The 12,266-nt window shown below is 37.6% G+C and carries 11 protein-coding genes; 7 read left to right on the forward strand and 4 right to left on the reverse strand.

Going from position 1 to position 12,266, the window contains the following annotated elements; translation table 11 throughout:
- The first annotated feature begins 189 nt into the window (after positions 1-189).
- The 3 genes from ACY10D_RS02520 to ACY10D_RS02530 all read left to right on the forward strand — a co-directional run bounded on the left by ACY10D_RS02520 (position 190) and on the right by ACY10D_RS02530 (position 2,980).
- Positions 190-462, forward strand: a complete 273-nt coding sequence (locus ACY10D_RS02520) for a PQ-loop repeat-containing protein (protein ID WP_486999231.1) — start codon at positions 190-192, stop codon at positions 460-462.
- Between the two features lie 97 nt (positions 463-559).
- On the forward strand, positions 560-1,702 hold the full coding sequence (locus ACY10D_RS02525; RefSeq protein WP_486999232.1) for a cation diffusion facilitator family transporter: 1,143 nt from the start codon (positions 560-562) through the stop codon (positions 1,700-1,702).
- Positions 1,703-1,813: 111 nt separating this feature from the next.
- Complete coding sequence (locus ACY10D_RS02530; RefSeq protein WP_486999233.1) at positions 1,814-2,980, forward strand: cation:proton antiporter domain-containing protein; 1,167 nt, start codon at positions 1,814-1,816, stop codon at positions 2,978-2,980.
- Between the two features lie 222 nt (positions 2,981-3,202).
- On the opposite strand, the gene feoB is transcribed toward ACY10D_RS02530, so the two are convergent.
- The 3 genes from feoB to wrbA form a co-directional block, all read right to left on the reverse strand.
- Positions 3,203-5,512 (reverse strand): Fe(2+) transporter permease subunit FeoB, encoded by a 2,310-nt coding sequence (feoB, locus tag ACY10D_RS02535; RefSeq protein ID WP_486999234.1) that lies wholly within the window; start codon positions 5,510-5,512, stop codon positions 3,203-3,205.
- On the reverse strand, positions 5,509-5,730 hold the full coding sequence (locus ACY10D_RS02540) for a FeoA domain-containing protein (protein ID WP_192484387.1): 222 nt from the start codon (positions 5,728-5,730) through the stop codon (positions 5,509-5,511). The genes feoB and ACY10D_RS02540 overlap by 4 nt, the downstream gene beginning before the upstream one ends.
- Positions 5,731-5,809: 79 nt before the next feature.
- Positions 5,810-6,394 (reverse strand): NAD(P)H:quinone oxidoreductase, encoded by a 585-nt coding sequence (wrbA, locus tag ACY10D_RS02545; RefSeq protein WP_486999235.1) that lies wholly within the window; start codon positions 6,392-6,394, stop codon positions 5,810-5,812.
- A gap of 13 nt (positions 6,395-6,407) precedes the next feature.
- Between wrbA and ACY10D_RS02550 the strand changes: the two genes are divergently transcribed.
- From ACY10D_RS02550 to ampD, 3 genes are read left to right on the forward strand one after another with little or no spacing between them, the layout of a single operon-like run.
- Positions 6,408-7,598 (forward strand): YihY family inner membrane protein, encoded by a 1,191-nt coding sequence (locus ACY10D_RS02550; protein ID WP_486999236.1) that lies wholly within the window; start codon positions 6,408-6,410, stop codon positions 7,596-7,598.
- Between the two features lie 56 nt (positions 7,599-7,654).
- A complete protein-coding gene (locus ACY10D_RS02555) occupies positions 7,655-9,073 on the forward strand; it encodes an exonuclease domain-containing protein (RefSeq protein WP_486999237.1) in 1,419 nt (472 codons plus the stop codon).
- Positions 9,074-9,132: 59 nt separating this feature from the next.
- Positions 9,133-9,675, forward strand: coding sequence for a 1,6-anhydro-N-acetylmuramyl-L-alanine amidase AmpD (ampD, locus tag ACY10D_RS02560; RefSeq protein WP_486999238.1), 543 nt, complete (start codon positions 9,133-9,135; stop codon positions 9,673-9,675).
- Positions 9,676-9,701: 26 nt separating this feature from the next.
- Here ampD and ACY10D_RS02565 read toward each other — a convergent pair whose 3' ends face one another.
- Entirely contained in the window at positions 9,702-10,595 is an 894-nt protein-coding gene (locus tag ACY10D_RS02565) for a hypothetical protein (protein ID WP_486999239.1), read from the reverse strand.
- Between the two features lie 238 nt (positions 10,596-10,833).
- On the opposite strand from ACY10D_RS02565, the gene ACY10D_RS02570 reads away from it, so the two are divergent.
- The coding region (locus ACY10D_RS02570; RefSeq protein ID WP_486999240.1) for an ABC transporter permease subunit at positions 10,834-12,266 on the forward strand (1,433 nt) is incomplete at its 3' end.

The raw sequence follows: 12,266 nt of genomic DNA on the forward strand, positions 1-12,266 counted from the left end.
TAACACAATAAATTATGGATTGGCAACTCGTAAACTTTATTTTTGATTATTATTCAACCCTTGATTCGCATTAAAAGTATCGATCAGCAAAAGAGCAGACACGCTCAAAGCTATAATTTTCACATTTTATGCCTACTTATTATTGCTGTAGGTATTGCTTTGGTAAGTTTGCATAACTTAAACAATACAATGTTAGAAAACATCGGCTTTATCAGTATGTTTTGCTATGCAGTATATTGGTTGCCGCAAATTATTAAAAATATGAAAGACAAAAATGCCACAGCATTTAGCGTAATTTTTCTGGTACTCAATGTGCTTGCACTTGTCTGTGATGAAATATCAGCATTAAGCTTTGGTTGGCCATTGCCGAGTATTATCAGCCCTATTGTGATTTTAAGCTTACTATTTATTATGGTTGGGCAGTACTATTATTATCAACGTCTGAGAATGATTATTGATTAGTACTAAATTAGTGCTATATCAATTATTTTGATATACAAATCAAGAAACTTCAGTATGCTAAGCGCTATCAATGGATCTAGTATAAGATAGTTTAAATATGGCTGTTTCTGAAGTAGAGCGCTATCAAGCAAGTAAAAAAGTCACCATTGTTGGGATGTTTGTTAATACCATCCTGGCGCTATTAAAAATGTTAATTGGTCTAGTGGGGGGATCGCCTGCATTATTCGCCGATGGCGTACATTCATTTTCGGATTTATTAAGTGATATTATGGTGCTTTTCGCAGCCAAACACGCCAATAAAGGTGCTGATAGCAATCACCCGTATGGACATGAACGCATTGAGACTTTGGCAACGGTTATTCTGTCAATCATTTTAATTCTAGTGGCATTACTCATTACTTATCATGCTTTAGCTAATTGGTTTTCGGGCGAGTTAATGATTCCTGATCAGTGGACAATTTATGCGGCTATTTTTTCAATTTTGGCCAATGAAGGGCTTTTTCGCTATACGATGGTTACGGCTAATCGCATTGATTCTGATCTTTTGCGTGCTAATGCTTGGCATAGTCGATCTGATATGTGGTCATCCGTTGTCGTACTTGTAGGCTTAATCGGTAGTATGCTAGGCTTGATGTGGATGGATGCATTGGCAGCAATTGTCGTATCTATTATGATTGGCAAGATGGGCGTTAAATGGTGTTATAAAGCATTGTCTGAGTTGGTAGATACTGGTGTTGATAATGAATTATTGCATCAAATTGAAGAAATCATTAGAAATGTTGATGGTGTTAAACATCATCACTGCTTACGCACACGTCAAATGGCAGGACAAGTGGTGCTTGATGTGCATATTTTGGTTGATTCACACATCACCGCATCAGAAGGGCATTATATTGCAGAACATGTTCGCGGTGCGCTCACCTTAGCAATTGATAATATCAAAGATATTACAGTGCATGTCGATGTTGCTGAGCACCCTGAAGAAATTGTTAATCCTGAAGATATGCCGCCAGCGCGTAAAGAGATTTTGCAACAATTAGCAAGCTATATTAACAAAAAGCATCAAAACGTCGATTTATGTCAAATTGAGATGTTTGTTTATTACTATCCTAAACGGATTGAGCTATACTTACTGGCGCCGGCTAAGGAGCTGGAAATATTGCGGTTAATTGATGTGGAGCGTTTTCAGATCGATGGTGTTAGATCAACTAATGTGAAGCTGTTTGGTAATAATCAATAATAAAGATGTGTGTATGCACTAAAGTGTGTGAGTAATTGCTTTAGGTCAATCGCTATTTTTTGTTTATCAGACATCTTTATATAACAAGTAAAAAATAAGGATGATGTAGATATGCATAGCTTGGTATTTGTGTTCTTTTTAGTGTTTTTTGGCGCGTCAGTCTTTGCGACGTTAGCACTCTATACACGACAAGCTATTATTGTTGCTTATATTGCTTTAGGTGTTATTGTTGGCCCTCATTGCTTAGGGTTTATTGCGGATACCACGACGGTCCATGAGATATCAGACATCGGTATTATGTTTTTGTTGTTCTTATTAGGGCTTAACTTAGAAATCAAAAGCATGATCAAAATGCTCGGTAAGGCGATGTTTGTTTGTATCACAAGTAGTGTAGTATTTATTGCAGCTACCGTGTTGATTTGTCACTTCTTTGGTATTGGTGCACAAGGTTTTATTATAGGTGCTGCATTAATCTTCTCAAGTACAATTATTTGTTTAAAGTTGCTACCAACAACGGCATTACATCATAAACGCATTGGAGAGTTGGTGATTGCCATTTTGCTTATTCAGGATTTAATCGCGATCCTGATGCTTACCTTTATCAGTTTATGGTCATCACAAACTGACAGTTTCCATTTGTTTTCATTAATTAAATTACTATTAGCATTACCGGTTTTAGGTGGTGTGGGCTTTTTAGCGCAACGTTATTTTTTATTTAAACTCTTCAGAAAATTCAGCCGCTTTCAAGAGTATATATTCTTATTATCCATTGGTTGGTGTCTTGGTATGGCACAATTAGCAGTTGTTTTTGGCTTATCCAATGAGATTGGTGCATTTATCGCCGGTGTCACTGTCGCAAGCTCACCGATTGCCAAATATATTTATGAGAACTTAAAGCCGCTACGTGATTTCTTTTTGATATTGTTTTTCTTTTCAGTTGGTGCAGGTTTTCAGATTGCATTATTACCTTCGGTATGGGGCGTGGTGTTAGCATTAACAATTCTAATTTTAGTGCTAAAGCCTATTGTTCATTTTGTTACCTTGTGGTTAGTGCGCGAGACACCAAAAGAGTCTTTTGAGATTGGTATGCGCTTGGGGCAGGGCAGCGAATTCTCTTTGATGTTGATTGCATTAGCAAATACCGCGGGCATTGCCACCGTAAGCTCTGAAATTATCGTTGAAGCAGTCGCTATTCTAAGCTTTATTGTATCGTCGTATATTGTTGTTTTAAGCTATCCAAGCCCAATTGCAGTTTCGGATCGTTTAAGAAGAGATTGATGTGATTTATAAAAGTTAAATTGAATTTTAAGTACCTCTCACCCGTGCAGCAAAAGTTGCACGAGCAATCCCACAAGGGGAGAGGTTATTTCACGTTGGCTTAAAGTTAGTCAAAGCCATAATGTAATTCAATCTTAAGCTCACCCTTCGACTGGGCTCAGGGTACGGTTTACAATTAACGTTGGCTGAGCGTTAGTCGAAGCCATAGTATAATTGGTTATTCTAGTGGCAGCCTGATTCTTTGCTATTAACCGTCACCGCACATCCTTTGCTACAGCCTTTGTTTAACTCAAGCTCAAATCGGAATTTCTGTGAGAAATATTTCATCGCAAGTACCAGTAGAATCATATAGATAATAACACCAATAATCCAACTCAGTGCATGAAGTGGCGTACTTGCTAGTTGTGCTAATTGATAGACAATAACCGCAGCAACATAGGCAATTGAAGTACTCCAAAGTACTGACATCCACGCCCAACCACGCGTTGCCTCACGTGCCATCGCACCAATGACTGAAGCACAAGGAACATATAAAAGAACAAATAACATATAGGCAAATGCCGCAGCTAATGAACCAAAGGCAACCACCATTGAGCCCATTGCAGTTTTATCCATATTGGCATCTGCTTCATTTGCGGCAAATGGATTGATAAATGCACTTAAGCTCATGTTTTTGAAGCTATCAATGGTATCATGCCAAGAAGCGGCAATACCACCCCAAAAATTAAACTTCTCGCTTGCGGCATCGGCTAAACTTTGTGGTTTTTCTTGCGTATAAAGTGTGTTTAAAGTACCAACAACAACCTCTTTGGCTAGTGTACCAGTTAAAAGACCAACGGTTGCCTGCCAGTTATCTTCAGTAACCCCCATCGGTTTTAAAACAGGTGTAATCGTGCGTCCAGTTTGTGCAAGGATTGAATCAGGTGAGCCACCGGCAACGACAACACCATTGGTTTGAATACTATTTAAAGTACCAACTAAAACACAAATTGGGACAATGACCTTACCTGCTCTAAAGATAAAACGCTTTAAACGGCTCCAACTATTTAATCCAATGGTTTTAAAGTTAGGTAAATGATATACGGGTAGCTCCATAACAAACGGCGCGCTTTTACCGGTTAATAACGCAAATTTCACGACATATCCAGTAATAATGGCGCCTAAAATACCTGCAATATATAAACTAAACACGATCAAAGCGCTGTTTTGTGGGAAAAATGCTGCGGCAAATACAGCAAAAATCGCTAAACGTGCACCACAAGACATAAATGGTGCCATCATGATCGTCATCAGGCGATCGCGTCGAGTCTCTAATGTTCTTGTTGCCATAACGGATGGCACATTACAACCAAAGCCAACAATCAGTGGTACAAAGGCTTTGCCAGGCAGTCCAATCGCTTGCATAAAACGATCCATAACATAAGCAGCACGTGCCATATAGCCGGAGTCTTCCAAAAACGATAAGAATAAAAACATGCAGCCAATTTGAGGGATAAAGGTCAAAACGGTATTAATGCCTAAACCAACACCTTGTGCAATGACAGCAACAAGCCACAGTGGCAAGCCAATGTAAACACCTAAATGTGTCATTCCTTCAACAAATATGACACTTGATGTATTGTCAAATAATGGTTGCAACGCACCACCAATGGTAATTGAGAATTCAAACATTAAATACATGACAAACAAAAATACCGGAATACCTAAGTATTTATTCATGCAGAGTCTATCGATCATTTCAGTTGCTTTGTGCTGTGAAACTTGGCTTTTTTGTGCACTTTTATTAACGATGTCAGCGATGGCTTGGTAGCGTGCACTTGATAGGGTAATATCAGCTGTGTGGTCAAGTTTGAGTGTGAGTTTTAATGCTTGTAAGCGATTAAAGTCAGTTTCCGGCAGTAAATGTTTAAGTAGATAGTTATCCTCAGCAATTGAAGTGCTTAGCCATAGGCTTGGATAACTATAATTCGCTTCGGTAATTTGGCTAGTCAATTTATTAATTGCTTCAGGGTAGTAATGAGTTAGATCATAACTAGAGGCGTTTTGAGGCTTGAATAATGTAGTCTTTAATTCACTGATACCTACTTTTTTGCGTCCAATAACAGGGATAACTGTGCAGCCTAGCGTTTGTTCCAGTTTATGATAATCAATAGCAATACCTTTTTTGCTGGCAACATCGATCATGTTAATAGCAAGAATCAATGGGATGCCCGTTTCCATTAATTGTGTCGTCAGATATAAATTGCGTTCAAGGTTCGAGGCATCAATGACATTGATAATTGCATCAGGCTTCTCTTCAACGATAAAGCGTGCGGCAATTTGCTCGTCAATAGATGACTCATCACTGGCGGTTAAGGTATAAATGCCGGGTAAATCAACAATTTCTATGCGTTGATTATTGAAATCAACTTTACCAACTTTTTTATCAACGGTTACACCACTCCAGTTACCAACCTTTTGTTTAAGACCGGTGAGTGCATTAAAAAGCGTTGTCTTACCACAGTTTGGATTACCAATAATTGCATATTTCATAAGGCTTGTACCTGCATGTAAAGAATTTCTGATTTACGTAATGACACAGAGAAGTTTTTAATCGAAATGTGATAAGGATTACCAAAAAGTGCTTTTTTGGCGATATAAAAAGTCTCACCAGGAATAAAGCCTAATGACAATAGTTTCTGCATATAATTGCGTGGACAATTATCATTAAACCCAAGAATTTTATAAGTTTGTTTCGTTTTGATATTCATAAAGGGTAGGTATATCAATCAAAGGGTGCTTGATTATAAACAGGCGTTTTCTTTAAGTCAATCCAACTGAGAAGGGTTATCATTTTTGTTTGGCGATTTCAGCAATTCGTTTCCCTAAGGCTTTTGCTAAGATAATCTCATCTTGAGAAAGTGGTTTATCGGAATTGAGCCCATTGTAATGACTTAAGCCATAGGGCGTACCACCAGTTTGCGTATTTTGTAACGAAGGCTCACTGTAGGGAATGCCAACGATCATTGCGCCATGGTGTAAAAGTGGTAACATCATCGAAAGTAAGGTAGTTTCTTGACCGCCGTGCAAGCTTGCTGTAGAGGTGAAAACAGCTGCAGGTTTGTTGATTAATGCACCTTTAAACCATAGATCACTTGTCGTATCAATGAAATACTTAAGGGGTGCTGCCATATTACCAAAGCGGGTAGGGCTGCCCACAATAATGCCTGAGCAATTAACAAGATCCTCTTTGGTTACGTACATCGCGCCACTATCAGGAATGTCACTTTCAGTTTTTTCGCAATTGGCTGATACATTTGGTACGGTTCTAAGCTTTGCTTCTAAGCCACCAAGTTCAACGCCTTGCGCAATTTTCTCCGCCATTGCTTTTGTTGAACCGCCTTGACTATAATAAAGGACTAAGATGTTTTGCATAAAAAGGATCCTTATGACTAAGTTAATACAAGGCTATAGTAAGCGATTTAGCCACTTCTGGGTATCAGTGTTTAGGGAATATTTGCAACAAAACTGTTTAACCAAGGCATCCAGTTTGGCTTTGACAAGTCTTTTTGCCTTGGTACCACTTCTTATGGTGTCAATTTCAATTTTGAGCATGCTGCCTGCATTTAAAAGCATTCAAGGTGATTTTCAACAGTTTATTTTGCACAATATGCTGCCAAGCTCAGGCGAGGCTGTAAATGAGTATTTAAAACTCTTTATGAAGAATCGTGCGGGATTGCCGATTACTGCAGTTGTGGTACTTTTTTTCATTAGCATTATGATGATGCGCTCGCTTGAAAAAGTACTAAATGACATCTGGCAGGTCAAAAAAGAGCGTCCCTTATCACAGGCTTTTTTATTGTATTGGGCAGTATTGAGCTTGGGCCCTTTACTTGTTGGTGCAAGCTTAGGCTTGAGCTCTTACTTATTATCATGGCATTGGTTAAATGATGGGTTTAGTCAGCTGATAAGTTTTCTGCAGGTTTTACCTTTTGTTTTTAACCTCATTGCATTCACGTTTATTTATCAAGTCGTGCCATATACGCGTGTTAAATTCAAGCACGCACTATTGGGTGGTTTGATGATGGCAGTTGTGTTTGATTTAGCCAAAAAAGTATTTGCATGGTATGCGCTAAACTTACCAACCTATGAGATGCTTTATGGCACATTAGCGATTATTCCACTGTTTATTTTATGGATTGCGATTTCATGGCAATTATTTTTATTAGGTGCTATCGTTGTGCGCATGTTAAGTGTGCCACCGGTGTTACGCGTGAAGCAAAAAACACCGCAATTTAGCTTGGCTATTGATGTGTTGCGTCTTTTATATATCAAGCAAAAAAGCAAATGTGCGATTGATAAAGAGGTATGTGCAAAAAATTTGTCACATATTGATTTAAAGCTATTAGATGCTGTTTTGATCGCATTAGTCAAATATCAATATATCAGCATTACCCAAGAACAAAAATATGTTTTAAGTTGTGATTTATCACAAGAGAAATTAAATGATTTTTATCAAAATATGCATAGCTTTTTGTCACTTCAAGATGATCGCAATCAGGCATTAAATGGCTTAAGAAAAACCATTTATCAGCAAATGGACAAGCCTTTAATTGATTTTATTTCGAATGATCACTGACATTCAACAGCAAAGGGATTACACTGTGGCAATTGATGGTAAGGAGTGAAAACTTCATGGCAAAAACTTTTCTTTTTTATGATTTGGAAACAACTGGAATCAATAAATGCTTTGATCAAATCATTCAATTTGCAGCGGTGCGCACCGATGAGATGCTAAATGAAATTGAGCGTTATGAGTTTTTAATCAAATTAAATCCAGATACGATTCCCAATCCTGAGGCATCGATTACTCATCATATTTCGATTGAACAAGCTAATACTGGTCTTTTTGAATATGAAGCGATTAAAAAAATCTATGGATTGTTCAACACCCCTGAAACGGTGAGCTTAGGCTATAACACTTTAAGCTTTGATGATGAATTTTTGCGTTTTGCTTTTTTTAAGAATTTATTTCCAGCATATGATCATCAATATAAAAATAATTGCTCACGCATGGATTTATATCCAATAGTTGCTTCCTTTTATTTATTTGCCAATGAGGTGCTTAGTTGGCCTATTAATGATGAGAATAAGGTGTCATTGAAGTTAGAAGACATCAATGCGCAAAACGCCTTGTATACTGAAGGGCGCGCGCATGATGCATTAACCGATGTGCTTGTTACTTTGGAATTGGCGCGTAAATTAAGATCACACCAACCTAAAATGTGGGCGTATTTAAGCGCACGTTTTAATAAAACTGAAGATCAAAAGGTTTTGTCACAATTGGATATTGGTCTGAATATTAATGGTGAGGATTATCAGCAAGCTTTAATGATTTCAGGGCGCTTTGGTTATAATGAGCGCTTTATGTTGCCGGTACTTAATTTGGGGCAGCATTGGCATTATAAAAATCAGTGGTGCTTTTTACGCCTTGATTATGCTGAGCTGACCGAAGTGAATATTGATAATTTATCAGAGCATTTCTTAACGGTGAACAAAAAATGGGGTGACTTGCCACTGGTATTGCCCGCGAAAAAGCGCTTTTTAGCGCATTTATCACCAGAGCGTATCGCACTGATTAAACGCAATAAAGAATTCTTAATTCAAAATCCGAGCTTATTTGTAGATATTAAAGAATCTGCTTTAGATTTTAAATATCCAGAGGTCGAACATATTGACGTTGATGCCTCACTTTATACAGCAGGGTTTATGAATTATGCTGAGCAGGCATTGTGTGAGCACTTTCATCAAAAAGCAGTTGGTGACAAGATTAAACTAATGCGTGAGATGAATCGTGGGCTGTATGAGCGTGCATTACGTGTTATCGGTAGAATGGCACCAGATAAGCTAACACCTGAAATGCAAGGTGAGTTTCAGGAATACTTAGAGAAAATTGCGAGCTTTGACCCTCAAAATATGCCTGTTGATTTTAAAGGCGGGCGTAAAGTCTCGATTCCTGAAGTTTATGAGCGTATCCAGAAACTGCGTGAAAGCGAACTTACTGAAGAGCAGCTGTACTTACTTGATGAGTTAGAGGCGTATTTGTCTTTGTAAAAAACAATAACGTAGGGGCGTATTGCATACGCCCAATTTTGAAAAGGTAGGTAATAAAAATGTTGCAGTTAGACGCCAGTGGCTGGCTAAATAAAGCCAAGATTATAAAATCACCCAATTATAATGCGCGCCCAGATAATATAGATATTGAGTTATTGGTAATTCATTGTATTTCATTGCCAGAAGGGCAGTACGATAACCATTATGTTGAATCGCTTTTTCTAAATGATCTGGATTGTAACTTAGATCCAAGTTTTAAAGATCTTAAAAACCTTAAAGTCTCAAGTCATTTTTATATTACAAGGCAAGGTGAGATTATCCAATTTGTTGCAACTGAAGATCGCGCTTGGCATGCTGGAGTGAGTACTTATAAAGGCAAAAGCAATTGCAATGATTTCTCAATCGGTATTGAGCTGCAAGGCACCGATAAAACAGTTTTTACTTCAGCACAATACACAAGTTTAATTGAGCTGACAAAAGCAATTATTACAAGATATCCTGCAATTAAAGATAATATTGTTGGGCATAGTGATATTGCGCCAACACGCAAAATAGATCCAGGCATTGGGTTTAATTGGGCATGTTTTCGGGAATATATCTAACGATGGGTATGTTAAGAATGAAAAAATCAAGCTTGGGTAAATGAGGCATTTCTATATAAAAACTGCCCGCCCATTATTGAGTTTGTATTTATGCTGGTTAGAAAGTTATTAGGATCAAGCTTACCTAAGAAAAGAACAGATGTATTATTTGGTAGGTTCTTAAAGCTCAGCATGGCGGAAGTGTCTGTAGTATAATCGCTTTTGCTAATAGTGAAATATACTAGCTTGATTGTTTGATGTTGGTCATTAACATATTGAAGTGTTTTTTGTTGTAAAGGATGATTGCCTATAGATGTGGATATGTTGGCGTCAGAACTACCCAAAACAACATAGTATTCGTTTGATCTGTAAATATAAGGTGAATTACTTTGAAATTCTGATTCAGTCGTATTTGCAAAAATAGGTGGATTGAATCCTTTACTATTCTCGGATATTGTAATAGCTGGCGTAAAGGGAATCTCATCAAATAGACGAGGGATTGATAGTTCATGCTTATCAAGGTCAAAATAGTTATCTATGCTACCGTCAATGATTACTGCATGATCACTGATGTTTTCAGCTTGTAAATGACAAGGTGTAAAGCCTGATGACACATTAAGCTCTTGAGGGCAATCATCATTACTAAGTACGATGTTTTCACCAGATAAAGAACGATTGACTAAGGTCAAAAAACCATTAGTTGGAATGGTAGTATTATTGCCAATGTTAAAATTATTCTGATTATAACTTAAATCAACTTGATGGGAGGATGCACCTTTTGAGGTAAGAGCAATGGGAGTGTTAGCACTTATTTTTAATAAAACACCTGTGTGGGCATTATCCGTGGTGGCGCTGCCGCCACCACCGCCACAACCAGATAAAACAAATATACTTGACAGCATTAAATACTTGTATTTTGTATTGATGCTCATTGATTTCATAATTCTCCCCTTTATATGTTGATCGTTTATGTAAATAATCATATCTTGGATATGCTGTGATCAATTATGAGGGGGTTATGTGTTGAAATTATGTAGTTTAATCATTATTTTGTAGTTTTAAGCAGATTGTCTTGAAGTAATGATGGACATCAAAAAAAGAAAAATATCCTACTGTTTCCTTTGTTAAGCGCTTCAGGTAGAATCTCATCTCATGATGGAAGGCTAAGACCTAATAACAATGAAAAAATCATTCTACAACATTCCTGCCACACGGCTTTTGCCAAGTAAGTGGGATATTTTTTCTTTATTTTTTGTACTTTCAATGGTGTTTGTTGTTGCTTGGGTGTGTAGCTCACTAGGTGGTAATGTTGATTATCGTAACCTTACGAGTGTGACACAATACGAGCATATCTCAATGGACCTGTGGAATCTACCAAGGTATGCAGCTGATACCACAGTGCGAATGTTTATTGCATTATTTTGCTCATTTATATTTAGCTTTGTTATTGGTGCATGGGCTGCTAAAAGCAAACGTGCGGAGAGCGTGATTATTCCAATTATCGATATATTTCAATCGATTCCAATTTTGGGCTTTTTAGCCATTACTATTACTGGTTTTTTAGCTATTTTCCCGTATTCGTTATGGGGCGCACAATTGGCGGTAATCTTTGGGCTCTTTACCGCGCAAGCTTGGAATATGATGTTAAGTTTTTATCAATCACTTAAAACGATTCCTAAAGAGCTGCGTGAAGCAGCTGATATGTATCAATTATCAGGTTGGCAGCGTTTTTGGAAGCTTGAAGTACCTTTTTCAATGCCTGGACTTATCTGGAATACGATGATGTCGATGTCAGCCAGTTGGTTTATGATTGTCGCATCTGAAAGTATTGTCGTTAATTTCTCAGCGACAACATCAGCGGCTATTAATTTACCGGGGATCGGTACTTTTATCGATCAGGCAAATAATGAAAGAAATTTCACAGCAGTCATTGCTGCCATTGTTGTCATGCTTGTTGTGATCGTGCTTTATGATCAACTTATCTTTCGTCCAATTGTTAAATGGTCTGAGAAGTTTGTCGTCAGTGATATGCAACAAGAAACAGGTTCAAACTCATGGTTTTTAACGTTATTACAACGTTCAACGATTTTGCAAAGCTTTAGTCATTTTATGGCAGTGCAAGCCAATCGATTGGTGAATATCTCCTATCTTAAAAAAGACCTAAGTAAAAACTATAATCAAATCGAGCATCAAAAAAATGAGCGTGAAAACTCTCGACTACAAGCCGCTATTTGGCAGCTGTGTGTTGCATTAAGTGTTGCTTTATTTTTGTATTTATCTTGGCAATTTATCTATGGTAATAAAGAAGATCCAATCACTTTTGCTGAGACTGCTAAAGTATTCGGTTATGGTGCATTAACTGCTCTTAGGGTTCTTGTGCTTATTGTATTAGCTTCAATTATTTGGGTGCCCATTGGGATTTGGATTGGCTTAAGACCAAAAGTTGCTGAGAAAGTGCAGCCTTATGCGCAGATTTTTGCTGCTTTTCCAGTTAATGTGCTTTATGGATTATTTGGTACCGTTGTTATCGCGTTTAATTTAAATTTTAATATCTGGTGCATTTTGCTTATGGCATTAGGTACGCAGTGGTATATCTTATTTAATGTGATTGC

Source organism: Cysteiniphilum sp. (assembly GCF_057495195.1).